Genomic DNA, 17701 nt, shown 5'->3' with positions numbered 1-17701 from the left:
GCAGGTGGAAAAAGTACGCCTCCTCGTCGTGGACGACGACCCGCCCATTGCCGATCTCGTCGCGACCGTCGCCCGTTACGAGGGCTGGGACGCGGCCACCGCGAACTCCGGTGAGGAGGCGTTGCGGAGGGCCGGCGAGTTCCACCCGGACATCGTGGTGCTCGACCTGATGCTGCCGGATCTGGACGGCTTCGGCGTCCTGGACCGGCTGCGTGCCTCGGGCATGATGGTGCCCGTGGTGTTCCTCACCGCGCGGGACGGCGTCGCCGACCGGGTGGCGGGCCTGACCCGGGGCGGTGACGACTACCTGGTCAAGCCGTTCGCGGTGGAGGAGCTGATGGCGCGGCTGCGGACGGTGCTGCGGCGCAGCGCCGGGCCGTCCTTCCAGCGGTCGGTGCTGCGGGTGGCGGACCTGACGATGGACGAGGACACCCGCGAGGTGCGGCGCGGCGACAAGCTGCTCACGCTCACCCCGACCGAGTACGAGGTGCTGCGCTTCCTGATGCGCAAGTCGCCGACCGTGATGACCAAGGCGCAGATCCTCGACCATGTGTGGGAGTACGGCTTCGGGGGCCGCTCGAACGTCGTCGAGCTGGTCGTCAGCCGGCTGCGCCGCAAGCTCGACGACACGGGCGAGCCGCTGATCCAGACGGTACGGGGCTTCGGGTACGTGATCCGGCAGGCGGCCGAGTGATCCGCCGGTTCCTGCAGTCGTACCGGAGGCTGCGGCTCGGCACCCGGCTGGCGCTGGGGCTCGGGGCGCTGGCGCTGGTGGTGTTCGCCGTGGTCGGCACGGCCCTGACGACGTATATGCGGGACTATCTGTCGAACCAGCTCGACGACCAGCTGGGGCTCGCCCAGGTCGCCCAGTCCAGGAGCATCGCGGAGACCGGCACGCTCGCGGGCAAGAAGTACTGGGGCTGGTACTACGCGGTGTACGACGTGTCGCACGGCTCCCCCGTGCTTCGCGAGCCCGAGGAGCCGGGCGACCTGCCCAAGGACGTCGCCGGCCTCACTGCCGTGGCCAAGGCGCAGATCTCCGCGGACACGGAGGTGCTGCGCACCGAGGACATCGCGGGCCAGGGCGAGTACCGGCTGCGCAGTTGCGAGGTCAAACCCGGCGTGATCCTGGTCAGCGGGGCTCCGACGGTCGACATCGACGACACGGTACGGCGGCTGGTCACGGTCCAGGTGGTCGCCTTCGGGCTGGCCCTGCTGGCGCTGGTGCTGGCGGGCCGGCGGATGCTGCGCCGGGGCCTGAACCCGCTGAGCGACATGGCCCACACGGCCCACGGCATTGCCTCGCACGACCTGACCGAGTCGGCGGCCCGGCTGCCGCTGCGCGCCGACAAGCGGGGCGGCGGCCCGGAGGTGGAGGAGCTGCGCACCGCCTTCAACACCATGCTGGAGCACATCGACGACTCGCTCGCGGTCCGCGCGGAGGCGGAACAGCGCCTGCGCCGTTTCGTCGCGGACGCCTCGCACGAGCTGCGCACCCCCCTGATGTCCGTGCGGGGCTACGCGGACCTCTTCCAGTACGCCGCCGCCAACGCCCCCGAGGAACGGGACAAGCATCTGGCCCGGCTGCGCGCCGAGGCGGCCCGGATGGGCTTCCTGCTGGACGATCTGCTGCTGCTCGCCCGCCTGGACGCGGCGGAGGTGGACGCGCCGCTGCGGATGCAGGACACGGACCTGGTGGAGCTGGTGGACGAGGCGGCCGCCGCCTTCCGGGCGAGCCGTCCGCAGCGTCCCCTGAAGGTGACGTCCGGCCCGCCCTCGCTGAAGCTGCGTCTGGACCCGCACCGCATCCGCCAGGTCCTGGACAACCTGCTCACCAACGCGGCCGTGCACACGCCGGCCGGTACGCCGGTGTCGCTGGCGGTCGAGGTGGCCGGAGACCAGGCCGTCGTACGGGTCGAGGACGCCGGCCCCGGCATTCCGGCCGCCGACCAGGAGCGGGTCTTCGACCGCTTCTACCGCGTCGACAAGGCCCGCAGCCGGGACCGCGGCGGCAGCGGGCTCGGGCTGTCGGTCGCCGGTTCCCTGGTCCGCGCCCACGGCGGCACGATCGAGCTGCGCAGTGAACCGGGGTCGACGGTGTTCACGGTGTCGCTGCCGGTGCGCGGCTAGCTCCAGGGGCCCCGGAGGTCTTACGGACCCGTGACGTCCCGGGCGCGGCCCACGCGTCCCGCCTGTTCACGGCCCTAGCGTGGCCGCATGCGAGTACTGGTCACCGGCGGTGCCGGGTTCATCGGGTCCCAAGTCGTGCGGGCACTGGAGGCACAGGGGCACGAGCCCGTCGTGTACGACGTCCGGGCCGATCCCGCCTCGGACGTACGCAGCCCCACGGCCGCCCGCCGCGCCCTCACCGGTGTCGATGCCGTGTGCCACCAGGCGGCGATGGTCGGACTCGGCACCGGCTTCGCGGACGCGGCCGACTACGTCTCCCACAACGACCTCGGCACCGCCGTCCTGCTCACCGCCATGGCCGAGGCGGGCGTACGGCGGCTGGTGCTGGCCGGGTCGATGGTGGTCTACGGCGAAGGACGGTACGGCTGCCCGCGGCACGGGGTGGTACGGCCGGGCCCGCGCACCGTGGCCGACCTGGATGCGGGCCGCTTCGAACCGCCGTGCCCGGTGTGCGGGGCCGAACTGTCGCCCGGCCTGGTCGCGGAGGACTCCCCGGTCGACCCGCGCAACGTGTACGCGACGACCAAGCTCACCCAGGAGCATCTGGCGGCGGCGTGGGCACGCGCCACGGGCGGCTCGGCGGTGTCGCTGCGCTACCACAACGTGTACGGGCCGGGGATGCCCCGCGACACCCCGTACGCGGGCGTCGCCTCCTTCTTCCGCTCGGCGCTGTCCCGCGGCGAGTCCCCGCGGGTCTTCGAGGACGGCCGTCAACGGCGGGACTTCGTGCATGTGCGGGACGTGGCCGCGGCCAACGTGGCGGCGCTGGAGGCGGGTTCCCGCGAGGGGGCGCTGACCGCGTACAACACGGGCAGCGGCGAGGTGCACACGGTCGGCGAGATGGCCCGGGCGCTGGCCGCTGCGTACGGCGGTCCAGAGCCGGTCGTCACCGGGGAGTACCGGCTGGGCGACGTACGGCACATCACGGCGGACTCGGCGCGGCTGCGGGCCGAGCTGGGCTGGAAGGCCGAAGTGGGCTTCGAGGAGGGCATGCGGGAGTTCGCGCGGGCCGGAATGCGTGAGGGCTAGGCCCCCGACGGACCGGTGGCGCCGATGGACCAGTGGCGCCCACAGACCGGTGGTGCTGCCCGCATTCACGAAGCGGCAGCGGGCAGCACCACCACAAACAGGGGATGCCGGAGTTCACGCGGACGCACTGAGCGTGTCCACGCCTGGACGACGTCGTTGTCGTCGATCATGGCGCTGTTCGGCACAAATCAGTTGAAAGGACCGCAGAATGCTCCGGCGTACTCTCAAGCCCACCCGCACCCGGATCGCCGCACTGCTCACCGCACCGATGGCCGGCGTGTTCCTCCTCGCCCCGTCGGCGTTCGCGGACACGCCGCCGCCCGGCGAGAAGATCGACAGCACCGAAGTCATCGACAGGGCCTGCAAGCACGCGAGCGAGGACTCCGAGGACGGCGCGGGTCCGTCCTGCGAGAAACTCATCGCACCGTTCCTCTCCCATGCCATCGGCCCCGGGAGCGGGCTCACCTGCCGCAGCGTGTCGCCGACCGACATCGAGTGCCGCCCCGAAAGGTGACCTTTCACGCCTCCGCCACCGGCAGGGTCACCTCGAACCGGCAGCCGCCCGGGATGTTGCGGACGCTCGCCCGTCCCTGGTGCGCCTCCACGATGCCCCGCACGATGGCGAGGCCGAGTCCCGCGCCCGCAGGGGGAGTCCGGGCATGCGTGCCTCGCCATCCGGTGTCGAAGACGCGGGGCAGGTCGTCCTCCGGGATGCCGCCGCAGGCGTCCGTCACGGACACGACCACACCGTCCGGCGAGCGCTCCGCGGCGATCGCCACCGTGCCGTCGGCCGGAGTCCGCCGGATGGCGTTGACCAGCAGATTGCCCAGCACCCGGCTCATCTCCCTGCCGTCCACCTCGACCGGTAGCGGCTCGACCCGGGTGCCGACCAGCCGTACGCCGTGCTCGCGGGCCAGGGGGTCGGCGCCCGCAAGTGCGTCGCCGACGAGGTCGTAGAGGGAGATGCGGCTGGGGCTGAGCGCCAGTGTGCCCGCGTGGATGCGGGAGAGTTCGAAGAGGTCGCCGACCATGTCGTTGAGCCGCTCGACCTCGGTGCGGATCTGTTTGAGGTAGCGGCCGGGGTCGGCGGCGACGCCGTCCTCCAGTGCCTCGGACATCGCGCGCAGTCCGGCAAGGGGGGTGCGCAGGTCGTGGGAGATCCAGGCGACCAGTTCGCGGCGGGAGGACTCCAGGGCGCGTTCGCGTTCCCGGGACTCGGCGAGTTTGGCGCTGGTGGCCTCCAACTCCCGGCTGAGGGCGGCGAGTTCGGCGGTGGCGGGACCGACGGGCGAAGTGAAGTCGCCGCCGTCGCCGAAGGAGCGGGCGGCGAGGGTGAGGGCGCGGCTGCGCGCGGCGACCCAGCGGCCGAGCAGCAGGGCGGTGGCCAGGGACACCACGGCGGCCATCGCGACGACGGTCGTGACGACCTTCAGGTCGTGCCCGGACAGGAACATGGCCTGCGCGACGGCGAGGGTGCCGGCGAGCATCGCGGTGACGGCGACGGCGGCGACCACACCGAGGTGCAGGGCGAGCGAGCGACGCCGGATCAGCAGCAGCACACAGGCGCCGAGCAGTCCGGCCGCGGCGGCGCCGAGGAAGGCGAACAGGGCGATGAGGAGGTTGTCGTGCATGGTCACGCCTCCGCTCGGGAGACGTCTTCAGAGGCGTCCTGGGAGCCGTCGAAGCGGTAGCCGACGCCCCACACGGTCTGGATCAGCCGGGGCCTGCCCGGGTCGTCCTCGACCTTGCCGCGCAGCCGCCGCACATGGACGGTGACGGTCGACAGGTCGCCGAAGTCCCAGCCCCACACCTCGCGCATCAGGTCCTCGCGGCTGTAGACCCGGCCGGGGTGCCGCAGGAAGAAGGCGAGGAGGTCGAACTCCCGGATGGTGAGGGCGAGTTCGGCGCCGTTCTTGAGGGCACGGCGGGACGCCGGGTCGACGCAGAGCCCGGCCGCCCGCAGCAGACCCGACGGCTGGGAGGGCCGGGTGCGGCGCAGCACGGACTCGACGCGCAGCACCAGCTCGCGGGGGCTGAACGGCTTGGTGACGTAGTCGTCGGCGCCGACCTCCAGACCCAGGATGCGGTCGTCCTCGTCGCCGCGCGCGGTGAGCATGATGACCGGCACCGGTCCGTGCCCCCGCATCCGCCGGCACACCTCCAGGCCGTCCATGCCGGGCAGCATCAGATCGAGGACGACGAGGTCCGGCCAGTGGGCGGCGGCTCGGGCGAGGGCGTCGGGCCCGTCCCCCGCCCGGTCCACGACATACCCGGCGCGGTCGAGATACCCGGTGACGACCTCGGCGACGGTGGGGTCGTCGTCCACGACGAGCACCCGGGCGCCGCCCTGTCCGTACTGCTGCTGCTCCATGGAGCCAGCCTCGCACCGCGCACGCGTGTACGCCGCCGTCTGGTCCTGACGTCCGTGTTTCGTAAGGAGCCGAAGCCCGATTTGCCCGATTCCCATTCGTAGGGTGAGTGCCGTGACGCCCCCTACCGACAAAGACGTACCCGACGTACGAGACGCAAGAGACGTACGAGAACCGGGCGCGACGTCCGTGGACGTCGTACTCCCCTGCCTCGACGAGGCCGAGGCCCTGCCCTGGGTGCTCGATCGCATGCCGTCCGGCTGGCGTGCGCTCGTCGTGGACAACGGTTCCACCGACGGCTCGGCGGACATCGCCCGCGCGCTCGGCGCGAGTGTCGTGCACGAGGCGCGGCGCGGCTTCGGCGCCGCCTGCCACGCGGGTCTGACGGCGGCAACGGCGGACGTCGTCTGCTTCTGCGACTGCGACGCCTCGCTGGACCCGGCCGACCTGGTGCCGTTCGTGGAGCGGATCCGGGCCGGGGAGGCCGACCTGGTGCTGGGCCGGCGCCGCGCGCAGTCGCTCGGCGCCTGGCCGCTGCACGCCCGCGCGGGCAACCTCGCCCTCGCCCGTCTCCTCCGCCGCCGCACCGGTCTGCGCCTGCACGACCTGGGGCCGCTGCGGGCCGCCCGCCGCGAACCGCTGCTGTCCCTGGGCCTCACGGACCGCCGCAGCGGCTACCCCCTGCAGATGGTCGTGCGCGCCGCCGATGCGGACTGGCGGATCGCCGAGTACGACGTTCCGTACCGCCCGCGCGCGGGTGCCTCCAAGGTGACCGGCACCTGGCGCGGCACCTGGCAGGCGGTGCGGGACATGAGCCGGGTCCTGGCCGAGCCGTCGGTGGAACCGCAGGTGCGCGAAGGAGTCCGCCCATGACCCCCCTGCCCACGCTCCTGGTCATCGCGAAGGAACCGAGGCCCGGGCGGGTGAAGACCCGGCTGACACCGCCCTTCACCCCTCGGGAGGCGGCCGCGCTCGCCGAAGCGGCACTGGCGGACACCCTGGACACCGTCGCACGCACCCCGGCCCACCGCCGGGTCCTGGTCCTGGAGGGTGAACCAGGCCCCTGGCTGCCGCCAGGCTTCGAGGTCGTACGGCAGTGCCCGGGCGGCCTCGACGAGCGCCTGGCCGCGGCCTTCGCACACTGCGACGGCCCGGCCCTGCTCATCGGAATGGACACCCCTCAGGTGACACCCGGGCTGCTCGCTGTGGACTTCGCCGACTGCGACGCGTACTTCGGCCCCGCTGAGGACGGCGGCTTCTGGGCCCTGGGCCTGGCCGACCCGGACCCGGCGCTCCTTCTCGGCGTCCCGATGTCGACACCCCACACGGGCGCCGTCCAGCGCGCCCGGCTGGAAGGACTTCGTGTACGGGACCTGCCGCGCCTGCGGGACGTCGACACGGCCCACGACGCCGAACGGGTCGCCAAGACCGCACCCACCGGCCGCTTCGCGGCTCAGCTGGCCCACCTCGCGGCGGCGGACCGATGAGCGGCGCCCCAGAGCTGACGACACGGATCGGACGCCAGCCGGGCACCGGCACAGCGCACTCCCGACCGGCCGAGCAGACGGACGGCTCCCCATCGGCCACGCGACCGCCGAACGCAAGCGCCGACGCGGAGGCAGCGAGCGGCCCCATGGCCGTGCGAAGGCCGGCCACGCAGGCCGACAGCTCCGGCTCCGGCACCGGCACCGACGCCCCGTGGCGCCACGCACCGAGCCCCGCCACAGTCCGCCGGCACCCCGGCGTCGTCCCTCCGGCACCACTCGCCCCCGCGGACGACGACACCTGGTCCGCCGACCCCTATGCCTACGCTCTGCGGACCGGCCGCGGCCCGCTGTTCCTGCGCCGGGCCGACGGCTGGCTGCTTCTGCTGGAGGTCGAGCGGTGGTGTGCGGAGGCCGATGCCGTCGATCTGGAGGTGCTGCGGCGGTGTGAGGGCGCCGTGCTCGACGTGGGGTGCGGGCCCGGGCGACTGGTCGTCGCCCTGGGCGCGCGGGGGCTGCCGGTACTCGGCATCGACGTGAGTGAGGCGGCCGTGGCCCGGACGGTCGCCCTCGGCGGACAGGCACTGCGCCGCTCCGTCTTCGAGCCGCTGCCCGCCGAGGGCCGCTGGGGGACCGCACTCCTGCTCGACGGCAATGTCGGCATCGGCGGCGACCCGCGCACCCTGCTCGACCGCATGGCCCAACTACTCGCCCCCGGCGGCCTGTTGATCGCCGAGACGGTCCCGGACCCGGACGTCGACGAGCGGGTCCGGGTGCATGTCACCGACGCGCGAGGCGCCGCCGGCAGCCCCTTCCCATGGGCCCGGCTCGGCACCCCGGCCCTGCTGCGGCACGCGCGCCACGCGGGCTGGCATGCCACCGATCAGTGGACAGCCGGCGGCCGCTGCTTCGTCGGCCTGCGCACCCGCAGCAGGGACAGCAGCGCCGTCACCGGCAGCCGGCAGGCAACAGGCAACAGGCAACAGGCAACAAAGTAGCCACCGGCGGACAGGCCGCTCGCGAAGCACTCCGCCCCGCCACCAGGCCACCCCCCTGCAACACACACCACGACGGCAGCCATACCGCCGATCAGTGAACGACCGGCGGCCGCTGCTTCGTCGCCTTACGCAGCCGCAGCACGAACAACACCGCCGAGCCACCGAAGAGTACGGCCGTCAGCAGCAGCCAGCGGGAGAGGAAGCGGTCCGCGGACAGGCCGGTGGCGGACGCGTAGCGCGCCGTCGCCTGGCCGCTGATCAGCGGGAACCAGACCAGCAGAAGGAGCAGCGACAGCGCGGCCGGCACCCGGACGTACCCCACCCACCTGCGCCGCGGACCCGCCGCCTGCACGAGGGCGCGGTCCGCCGCCGCGTACAGCGGCAGCAGCACCAGGTCGTGCAGCAGCGCCGCCCCCACGAACCACAGCGCGACGCCGAACCAGTCCCCCGCGAGCAGTTGCACCCCCGCATAGGCGGCGAGTGCGAACGAGCAGGCCAGCAGCAGGATCTGGAGCGGGCTGCCGAGCGGCAGCGCGAACCGGGGGCGCCTCATCACAGGTCTCCGAACGTCATCCGCGCCACCCACTTGGTGTTGAGCACACCGGGCGCCGCGGGCACGATGACCCGTGCCGGATGGCCGTGGTCGGGGGTCAGCTCCTCGCCGTTGACGAACAGGGCGAGCAGGGAACGCGAGTCGGCGACCTGGTTGGCGCGCAGGGCGGCCCGCCGGAACGCGCCGTGCCGTTGCAGCGACTCCACGAAGACGTCCGGCGGATCGCCGTCGTACCCCACGAGGGCCGCCAGGTCCCGCAGCCGCACGCCGCGCCACCACTGGTCGGAGGTCGACCAGCCCTCGACACAGGCGATGGGCAAAGCCGAGCTGTGCAGGGGCAGTCGGAGCAGCTCGGCACGGCTGAGCCGGACGGTACCGGTGCGCCCGGAGACCACCAGCCGCCACGCCTCCTCGCTCCGCTCCGCCGCACTGATGCCGGCGTAAGCGGCCGTCTTGTTGATCTGGAAGCCCCCCGGTCCGCTGCCGGGTTCGGCGCCCCCGTGCGGGGCGAGAACGGCGCTCCAACGCAGCCCGTCGAAACCCTGCCCGACCGTCGTGCCGAACAGCAGCAGCGAGCCGCCTCCGACCAGCCCGAGGGCACCCCGCCGGGAGACGGTCGGCGGATCGGGGTCGGGGGACACCAACTCGCGCTCTTCCTCCGCCACTTGAGGCGGTTGACGCATACCGCGCAGGTTGCGCAGGGCCGCCGGAGTCTTCAGCACCGCATGGGCGACGAACACGGCGAAGAAGACCCACGCCCCGTAGAAGTGCAGCGGGTAGAAGGAGCCGGGGAAGACGTAGTCGAGCTGGACGTTCAGCACGCCGGTGACGAACTCGAACAGGCCGCCGCCGACCAGCAGCAGCAACGAGATCCGCTCCAGCGCGTGCGCGAGGGAGCGGGCGGGCGGCAGCGTGAACAGCTTCGGCACCACCGACCACAGCTTGGCCAGCAGGACGGGGATCAGGGTGATCCCGAGGGTGACGTGGACGCCCTGGGTGAGCCGGTACAGCCAGTGCGGATCGGTCGGCCAGGAGAAGAGATAGAAGCCGAGGATCCCCTTGTCCGGGGTCTTGTCGTTCACCCGCGCCAGGTCCGGGTTGTAGGCCGCGTACGACAGCAGTCCCGTCACGAACAGCACCGTGATGCCGCCGAGCAGGACGATGCCGAGGACCGAGGTGAACCAGGGGCCGCGAAGAGGGCTGCGCCAGAAGGAGGGCGAGAAGGGAGTCCGTCTCATGCCCCGACCGTAGGTCCGACGCACCCCGGAAACGGCTCCGCGAACCATGACGAAACTCTGACGTCTGTGCATGTCAGCCGTCCGGGGGAGGCCCCGCGGCCTAGCGTGTGCGCCGTGAATCGCGACCTCCGCCGAGACCTGTACGCCGCCGCGGCAGCCGCGCTGCTCGTTGTGACCGCCGCGGCCGTCGGCACCGGCATCGAGCACCGCAACGGCTCACTCCGCGTCGGCTGGCCCCCGCTCCTGGCGACCTGGGAGCCGCACGTCGGCCCCGGCACCCCGGCGGCGATCGCCGTCGCGGTGGCCGTCGTGGCGTACGGCCCCGCCCTCGCCGCCCGCCTCCCCTGGCGCCCCCTGCTCCTCGCGACCTGGGGGGCGGCACTGGCCTGGACGTGGTCGCTCGCCCTGGTCGACGGCTGGTACCGCGGCATCGCCCAACAGCTGACTACGCGAAACGAATACCTGCAGGTAATCGGCCGCTTCAACGACATTCCCAGCGCCCTGCGCGACTTCACCCACCACATCCTGATCGGCTCCCCCGACAACTGGCCCGCGCACATCGCCGGGCACCCCGCGGGAGCCACCGTCACCTTCGTCCTCCTCGACCACATCGGGCTGCGCGGCGGTGGCTGGGCGGGCGCCTTCGTCATCACCGTCGGTACGACCGCGACGATGGCGGTCCTGATCGCCGTACGGACACTGACCGACGACCACCTCGCCCGGCGCGCGGCCCCCTTCCTCGCCCTGGCCCCGGCGGCGGTGTGGGTGGGCACCTCCGCCGACGGTTACTTCACGGCGGTCGCCGCCTGGGCGGTCGCGCTCCTGGCCCTGGCGGTGACGGGCCACCACCCCCGCTGGACCGGCCTCGCCTCGGGCCTCCTCTTCGGCCTGACCGCCTACCTCTCCTACGGCCTCACCCTCTTCGCCCTGATCGCCGCCGCCGTCCTCCTCCTCGGCGGCCTCCCCCACTCTCGGCTCCGCTCGAGCGGGGGGACCCCCATCCCCCGTCCCCTCCCCTTCCTCCTCGCCGGACTGGCAGTCGTCCCGGCCGTGTTCACGGCGCTGGGCTTCAACTGGTGGGAGGCCTACCGCCTGCTGGTCACCCGCTACTACCAGGGCGCGGGTGGCGTCCGCCCGTACGGCTACTGGGTGTGGGCGAACCTCGCCTGCACGGTGTTCATCGTCGGCCCGGCCACCGCCGCAGGCCTGCGCCGCACGGCCACAACCCTCACCCACCGTACCCAGGCCCCCGCCTTCCGCCTCGCCGTCCTGGTGGCCGCCACCCTCCTCGCCCTCCTCATCGCCGACGCCTCCGGCATGAGCAAGGCAGAGACGGAACGAATCTGGCTCCCGTTCGCGATGTGGCTGCTACCGAGCTGCGCATTCCTGACGGGGGCACGCGGCTGGCTGGCGGCGCAGGCCGTGCTGGCGCTGCTCGTCAATCATTTGCTGTTGACGGGCTGGTGACCAAGCGGCGGCGTCGAAGGCCGGTGCTGTATCGATATGCGGCTCCGCCGCGTGGGCGCGACCAGCCCCCACCGGCGCGCGGTGTCAAGGCAACGACTGCTCTGTCCAAATCACCTTGCCGTAAGGCGTATACCGAGTCCCCCACCGCTCAGTGAGCTGAGCAACCAGGAACAACCCCCGCCCACCCTCGTCCTCCGTACGAGCGCGCCGCAGCCGCGGCGACGTACTGCTCCCGTCGGAGACCTCGCAGAGCAACGCCCGGTCACGCAGAAGACGGAGCTGCACGGGCCCGGTGGCATGACGGATGGCGTTGGTGACGAGTTCGCTGGCGACCAGTTCGGTGGTGAAGGCCAGTTCGTCCAGCCCCCAGGCGGCGAGCTGTCCGGTGACCGCGGTGCGGGCGCGGGAGACGACCGCCGGGTCGCTGGGCAGGACCCACTCGGCCACCCGTTCCCGGCCGAGAACGTGGGTGCGGGCGACCAGCAGGGCCACGTCGTCGCTCGGCCGCTCCGGCAGCAGCGCGTCGAGGACGGCCTCGCAGGTGTCCTCCGGGGCCCGGCCGGGAACGGCCAGAACGGTACGGAGCCGGTCCAGGCCGGAGTCCATGTCACGCAGCCGGTCCTCGACCAACCCGTCGGTGTACAGCACGAGTTGGCTGCCCTCGGCGAGTTCCAGCTCGACGGTCTCGAAGGGCATGCCGCCCAGGCCGAGGGGCTGGCCGGGGGGCAGGTCGACGAACTCGACGGTGCCGTCCGGGGCGACGACCGCGGGCAGGGGGTGCCCGGCGCGGGTGAGGGTGCAGCGCCGGGACACCGGATCGTAGACGGCGTAGAGGCAGGTCGCTCCGACGATGCCGGAGTCGGCCTGGGTGCTCTCCACCGCCCAGCCCTCGCCCCGGTCCAGGCGCACCACCAGGTCGTCGAGGTGAGTGAGGAGGTCGTCGGGCGGCAGGTCCAGGGAGCAGAAGTTGTGCACGGCGGTGCGCAGCCGGCCCATCGTGGCGGCGGCGTGCAGGCCGTGGCCGACGACATCCCCGACCACCAGGGCGACACGGGCGCCGGACAGGGGGATGACGTCGAACCAGTCGCCGCCCACGCCGGCCTGCGCGGGCAGATAGCGGTAGGCGACCTCCACGGCACTCTGCTCGGGGCGGCCCTTGGGCAGCAAACTGCGCTGCAGGGCGAGTGCGGTGTTGTGCTCGCGGGTGTAGCGGCGGGCGTTGTCGATGCAGGTCGCGGCGCGCAGCACCAGCTCCTGGGCGAGGGAGAGGTCGTCGTCCTCGAAGGGAGCGGGCCGCTCGGAGCGGTAGAAGCTGACCACGCCGAGCGTGGTGCCGCGGGCGCGCAGCGGCACGGTGATCAAGGAGTGGACGCCCGCCGCGAGCACCCGCCCCATCCGCTCGGGATCCTGTGCGATCCAGCCGCCCGCCTGAGCCAGCACGGGTTCCATGACGGACTGCGTGAGCTCCAGGCAGCGGGCCTGCGGCGTGGACGGGACGTACTCGACGGTGTCGCCGACGTCGTACAGATGGGCGGGCTGCTTGCGTACGGCGCGGATGGCGACCCGACGCAGTGGCGTCCGGCCGCCGAGCACCACCGGCTCCTCGCCGCGCAGCACCGCGTCGGGCAGGTCGACGGCGACGAAGTCGGCGAACCGGGGCACGGTCACCTCGGCCAGTTCCTCCGCGGTACGGGTGACGTCGAGGGTGGTGCCGATCCGCAACCCTGCGTCATGCAGCAACTCCAGCCGCCTGCGCGCGAGTACGGCCAGCCGGCCGACGCCGGGTTCCCCGACGAGCAGCAGCCGGCTCTCGGCGCCGTCGAGGATGTCGCCGACGGTTTCGGCGGGCTGTGGTGCCGGGGCCTGGGGCGGCGGCACGACGGCCCGTACGACGACGGCGGGTTGGGCCACTGTCGGGGCCGTCGCCTCGCGCGCGGTCACCGGCGGCCCGCTTGCCCCCGGGGTCGCCACCGGCACCGGCCCGGCGACCGGTGGCGACGTCGGCAGTCCGAGCCCGCTCAGCCGCGGCCCGCCCGGGATGCGCGCCTCCACCGCGACGCCCGTCTCCCCGGCCGCGCCCATGACCTGACGCCGCAGCAGCGTGGCGATACGGCCGCCCGACAGCGGAACCTCGTCGAGGGTGCGGACCGGCGAGGCGATGAGTTCCTCGGCCCGTTCGCGCAGTACGGCCAGGTCGATCCGGCCGAGGCCGTCGCCGTCGTGTCCGTCGCCCGGCGCCGGACGGTCGGCCGGCCGTGCTGCCCCGCGCACGTCGAGGGCGGCCCGCCGGTAGGCGGCGAGGAGTGCGCGTTCTCGTTCCGTGGCCTGTTCGAGGAGGCGGTCCTCGATGTCCCGGGCGGCCGCCCGGACCAGCCGCAGCATGGTGGGGTCGCCGTCGTCGCGCAGGCAGGTGAGGTCCAGGACGGCCTCGATCCGGCCGCTCAGCGGATTGCGGACGGGCGAGCCCGCGCAGGCGAAGGGCTGCAGACAGTCGGCGAAGTGCTCACGGCCGACGACATAGATCGGGCCGCGCTCGGCGAGTGCGGTGCCGACGCCGTTGGTGCCGACCACCGGCTCGGAGGCGTCGAACCCCGGGGCGAAGTTCACCTCGTCCAGCCGGTCGCGCAGCCGCAGGTCGCCGTCGAGGCGCCGCACCATGCGGCCCCGCGCGTCGCACAGCGCGATCGACATGCCCACTTCCGCCAGGGAGGCGCTCAGTTTCGTCAGCACCGGGTCGGCCGCGCGCAGGAACCGTTCGTCCAGCGTCACGCCCTGCTCGTAGGGGACGAGCAGATGGCCGGGTTCGAGCCCCGCGGAGCGGCAGCGCTTCCAGGATTCGAGCACCGAACCCCGGACGTCCGCCTCGACCCGCGCACCTGCCAGGAAACGTTCGTGGGCATCGACGAGTCCGCCGATGTCGTCCCAGGCGACGGACACCGAGATCACTTCCTCACCTGGAGCAGGCCCGGTCGCGCGCCGCCGATCGGTACGCCCGGGCGTGGTCCTCCAAGCGTTTTCACCCTAGCCCTGCTGTGACCCACACCACAACATCAAGCACTTGGCGCTCGGCGTTCGGGAGCCGGTGCCGGTCGAGCCGCCGGCCCCCGTGGAACTGGTGGTCCGCCGCAGCAGCGGACCGACGCCCATTGAATGATGCATTCAGCATCTCTAGCATCTTGCGGCGAATAGATTCACCCTTGGCTCAGGAGAATACATGTTCCCAGCCAGACGTCCGTGGTGCCTTGCGTCCGCCGCCCTCGTACTCGCCGCCGGCCTCACCGCCCCGGCCATCACCTCGGCGACGGCGGCCACGACAGCAACACAGCCCCAGGTATGGCCGACTCCCCGACAGATCGAGACCGGACCCGGTCAACTCACCGTCCCGACAAGGGTGGTGGAGGTCGTGGGCTCCGGCACCGACCGGTCCGCCCGACGCCTCGTGGAGTCCCTGCTGCGCGCAGCCGGCGCCAAGCACATCATCGAAGTCGGCGCCGACGACAAACCTCCGAAGGCCGGCCTCACCGTCTTTCTCGGTGGCCCCTCCGAAAACCCGGCCACCACGGATGCGTTGAAGAAGCTGCACGCCAAGTCCCCGACGGCCCTCCCCTCCGGCGGCTACACCCTGGCCTCAGGCCGCCGAATCCTCGCCCTGTCCGGCGTCGACACCACCGGCACCTTCTACGCCGCCCAGACACTGCGCCAACTGATGGCCGGGCGGCACGAGTTGCCCCAGGTCACCGTCCGCGACTGGCCCACCGCCGCCCTGCGCGGAGTCGTCGAGGGCTTCTACGGCACCCCCTGGACACACACCGAGCGCCTCAACCAGCTCGATTTCTACGGCCGTACGAAACAGAACGTCTACGTCTACTCCCCCAAGGACGACGCCTACCTGCGTGCCCGATGGCGCGACGAGTACCCGGCCGCCGAGCTGGCCCGGCTGAGGGAACTGGTCGACCGCGCCGACGCGAACCACGTCCGCTTCACCTACGCCCTCTCCCCTGGCCTGTCGGTCTGCTACTCCTCCGCGTCCGACATCGCCGCCCTCACCCGCAAGTTCGACTCGCTGTACGACATAGGCGTGCGGTCGTTCGCGATCCCGCTGGACGACATCAGCTACACGAAGTGGAACTGCGACGCCGACGAGAAGGAGTTCGGCACGGGAGGGGGTGCGGCAGGCACGGCCCAGGCGCATCTCCTCAACCAGGCGTGGAAGGACTTCTCCGCCCGGCACACCGGCCTCCAGCCCCTGGAGATGGTCCCCACCGAGTACTCCGACCTCGCCGACTCCCCGTACAAGAAGGCGCTGCGCGAGAAGCTGGATCCGTCCGTGGTCGTGGAATGGACCGGCGTCGGCGTGATCGCGCCGACCATCACCACCGAGCAACTGAAGCAGGCCCGCACGGTCTACGGTCACCCGATCCTGGTCTGGGACAACTATCCGGTGAACGACTACGTCACCAGCCGCCTCCTGCTCGGCCCCTACACCGGCCGTGAACCCGGTGTGGCGAGCGAGGCGGTCGGCGTGACCGCCAACCCGATGATCCAGGGCGAAGCCAGCCGCCTGGCCCTGTTCACCTCCGCCGCATACCTCTGGAACCCGCACGCCTACGACCCCCGCGCGGCCTTCCTCGCCTCCGTCCGCGATCTCGCAGGGCCCTCGGCGGCGATGGGGGCACCTCCCACGCCCTTCCGGCTGTGGGGGAGGCTGCGCATCTTCGCCGAGAACAACTACTCCTCCCAGCTGGACCCGACCGAATCACCCACGCTCACCAAGCTCATCGCAGCCTTCCGCAAGGCCTACGCCGACGACGACGGCCTCGACCGGGCGGCCGCCGCACTGACGGCGTACTTCACCGACATGGCCGCCACGCCCGCCGAGTTGCGCGCCCACCTATCCAACTCGGCCTTCCTGGACGAGACTTCGGCCTGGCTGGACAAGCTCGGCCGCTACGGCACCGCGGGCCGGACCGCCGTGGCCCTGCTGCTGGCCGACAAGAAGGGCGACACCGACGCCGTCACCACGTACTGGAACCGGCTGAGGGCCGAGCGCAAGGGACTCGACGCGATCCCCCAGCAGGTCTCGCCGGGCGTGATGGACCAGTTCCTCTATACGACGATGCTGGACACGGCACCCGACCCCGGCGTCGACGCGTCCTTCACCCCGGGTTCGCTGAGCCTCGAGCCGGGCGCGACCGGCACGGTCACGCTCAACCTCTCCGACAAACGCTCCACCGCGTCCCGCACGGTCTCCTGGAAGCTCGCCGTGCCCGACGGCGTCACCGCCTCGCCCACCGAGGGCAGTGTCACCGTCCCGGCCGGGGGCGGCGCCTCGGCGACCGTCACGGTCACCGCCGGGACGGCCCAGCAAGTCGGCTCGCTCGTGGTGTCCGGCACCGGAATCCTCAGCCGGGCACTCCCGGTCCGGGTCACCGACGGGACGGGAACGCCCAGGGCACTGACCGCCAACTTCAGTGGTGCATCGGTGAGTTCGATCGACCTCTCCTCCGGGAAGAGCACCGACATCGCCGTGGGCGCCAACCCCGGTGAGGTGGTCGTGAGCGCCGACGGGCGCACCGCCTACGCCGCCGATCAGGGTTCGAACACGGTCAGCGTGATCGACGTGACCACCGGCAAGGTCACCGCGACGGTCTCCGTGGGCCGCGTCCCGGCCGGGCTTGCCCTCACCCCTGACGGCCGTACGCTCTGGATCGCCAACTACACGGACGGCACGGTCCAGCCCGTGGACACGACCACACTGACAGCGGGGACACCCGTCCCGGTCGGTTCCGGACCGGAGAACATGGCGATCACACCCGACGGCAGGACCCTGTACGTCGCCAACATCCACGACAACACGGTCTCGCCGGTCGACCTCACCACCGGCAAGGCCGAGACCCCCGTCCCGGTCGGCCCGAGCCCCTTCAACGTGGTCGCCGCGCCCGACGGGAGGACGGTGTACGTCTCCGACTCCGGCGGCTCCACGATCACCCCGATCGACACCGCCACGAACGACACCGAACCAACCCTGCTCGTCACAGGCCAGGCCTACGGCCTCGCCCTCTCCCCGGACGGCCGCACACTCTGGGTCAGCCCCAGCAACGGCAACTCCGTAACCCCGGTGGACACGGTGACGGGCGCCCCCGGCAAACAGATCACGGTGGGCAAGTCGGCCTTCGACGTAGCCCTGAACTGGAACGGCACCAGGGCCTACGTCACAACAGCCGACGAAAACGCCCTGATACCGATCGACACAGCCTCGGGGACAGCGGGGCCACCCCTCCCCACCGGCACATATCCCCTGGCGGTAGCACTGACCCCCTGAGGGGCGCGGGGCTGTGTCCATATGCGGCTCCGCCGCGTGGGCGCGACAAGC

14 protein-coding genes are annotated in these 17701 nt (G+C 72.3%); 9 read left to right on the top strand and 5 right to left on the bottom strand.

Features of this window, described 5'->3' with window-relative positions; genetic code table 11:
• Nucleotides 1-4 precede the first annotated feature (4 nt).
• From EDD92_RS35740 to EDD92_RS35725, 4 genes are all read left to right on the top strand, one after another.
• Entirely contained in the window at nt 5-694 is a 690-nt protein-coding gene (locus tag EDD92_RS35740; RefSeq protein WP_123968117.1) for a response regulator transcription factor, read from the top strand.
• Nucleotides 691-2130 carry a cell wall metabolism sensor histidine kinase WalK gene (locus EDD92_RS35735; RefSeq protein WP_123968116.1) on the top strand — a complete coding sequence of 480 codons (1440 nt, stop codon included), beginning with the start codon at nt 691-693 and terminating at the stop codon, nt 2128-2130. The genes EDD92_RS35740 and EDD92_RS35735 overlap by 4 nt, the downstream gene beginning before the upstream one ends.
• Nucleotides 2131-2217: 87 nt before the next feature.
• Nucleotides 2218-3219, top strand: a complete 1002-nt coding sequence (locus tag EDD92_RS35730) for an NAD(P)-dependent oxidoreductase (RefSeq protein WP_123968115.1) — start codon at nt 2218-2220, stop codon at nt 3217-3219.
• A 208-nt stretch (nt 3220-3427) separates the two neighbouring features.
• The gene (locus EDD92_RS35725) at nt 3428-3733 is read left to right on the top strand and encodes a hypothetical protein (RefSeq protein ID WP_123968114.1); all 306 of its coding nucleotides are present in this window, start codon (nt 3428-3430) and stop codon (nt 3731-3733) included.
• A 4-nt stretch (nt 3734-3737) separates the two neighbouring features.
• Here EDD92_RS35725 and EDD92_RS35720 read toward each other — a convergent pair whose 3' ends face one another.
• Entirely contained in the window at nt 3738-4850 is a 1113-nt protein-coding gene (locus EDD92_RS35720) for a sensor histidine kinase KdpD (RefSeq protein WP_123968113.1), read from the bottom strand.
• 2 nt (nt 4851-4852) lie between these two features.
• Nucleotides 4853-5590, bottom strand: coding sequence for a response regulator transcription factor (locus EDD92_RS35715; RefSeq protein ID WP_123968112.1), 738 nt, complete (start codon nt 5588-5590; stop codon nt 4853-4855).
• Between the two features lie 187 nt (nt 5591-5777).
• Here EDD92_RS35715 and EDD92_RS35710 point away from each other — a divergent pair, with 187 nt between their 5' ends.
• The 3 genes from EDD92_RS35710 to EDD92_RS35700 all read left to right on the top strand — a co-directional run bounded on the left by EDD92_RS35710 (nt 5778) and on the right by EDD92_RS35700 (nt 8070).
• Entirely contained in the window at nt 5778-6461 is a 684-nt protein-coding gene (locus EDD92_RS35710; RefSeq protein ID WP_123970695.1) for a glycosyltransferase family 2 protein, read from the top strand.
• Between the two features lie 5 nt (nt 6462-6466).
• On the top strand, nt 6467-7075 hold the full coding sequence (locus EDD92_RS35705; protein WP_399185501.1) for a DUF2064 domain-containing protein: 609 nt from the start codon (nt 6467-6469) through the stop codon (nt 7073-7075).
• A 146-nt stretch (nt 7076-7221) separates the two neighbouring features.
• Nucleotides 7222-8070 carry a methyltransferase domain-containing protein gene (locus tag EDD92_RS35700; protein ID WP_123968110.1) on the top strand — a complete coding sequence of 283 codons (849 nt, stop codon included), beginning with the start codon at nt 7222-7224 and terminating at the stop codon, nt 8068-8070.
• 91 nt (nt 8071-8161) lie between these two features.
• Here the strand turns inward: EDD92_RS35700 and EDD92_RS35695 are convergent, their stop codons facing one another.
• Together EDD92_RS35695 and EDD92_RS35690 are read right to left on the bottom strand one after the other, a co-directional pair.
• On the bottom strand, nt 8162-8623 hold the full coding sequence (locus EDD92_RS35695) for a hypothetical protein (RefSeq protein ID WP_123968109.1): 462 nt from the start codon (nt 8621-8623) through the stop codon (nt 8162-8164).
• Entirely contained in the window at nt 8623-9861 is a 1239-nt protein-coding gene (locus EDD92_RS35690) for a molybdopterin-dependent oxidoreductase (RefSeq protein WP_123968108.1), read from the bottom strand. Before EDD92_RS35690 ends, EDD92_RS35695 begins: the two co-directional genes overlap by 1 nt.
• Before the next feature lie 114 nt (nt 9862-9975).
• On the opposite strand from EDD92_RS35690, the gene EDD92_RS35685 reads away from it, so the two are divergent.
• The gene (locus EDD92_RS35685) at nt 9976-11328 is read left to right on the top strand and encodes a hypothetical protein (protein WP_123968107.1); all 1353 of its coding nucleotides are present in this window, start codon (nt 9976-9978) and stop codon (nt 11326-11328) included.
• Between the two features lie 84 nt (nt 11329-11412).
• On the opposite strand, the gene EDD92_RS35680 is transcribed toward EDD92_RS35685, so the two are convergent.
• Entirely contained in the window at nt 11413-14274 is a 2862-nt protein-coding gene (locus tag EDD92_RS35680; protein WP_123968106.1) for a SpoIIE family protein phosphatase, read from the bottom strand.
• Nucleotides 14275-14542: 268 nt separating this feature from the next.
• Here EDD92_RS35680 and EDD92_RS35675 point away from each other — a divergent pair, with 268 nt between their 5' ends.
• Entirely contained in the window at nt 14543-17650 is a 3108-nt protein-coding gene (locus tag EDD92_RS35675; protein ID WP_123968105.1) for a beta-N-acetylglucosaminidase domain-containing protein, read from the top strand.
• The last annotated feature ends 51 nt before the right edge of the window (nt 17651-17701 follow it).

It is taken from the genome of Streptomyces sp. TLI_185, from assembly GCF_003814765.1.
Taxonomy (GTDB): domain Bacteria; phylum Actinomycetota; class Actinomycetes; order Streptomycetales; family Streptomycetaceae; genus Streptomyces.
This window is presented reverse-complemented; position numbering and strand designations above follow the sequence as displayed.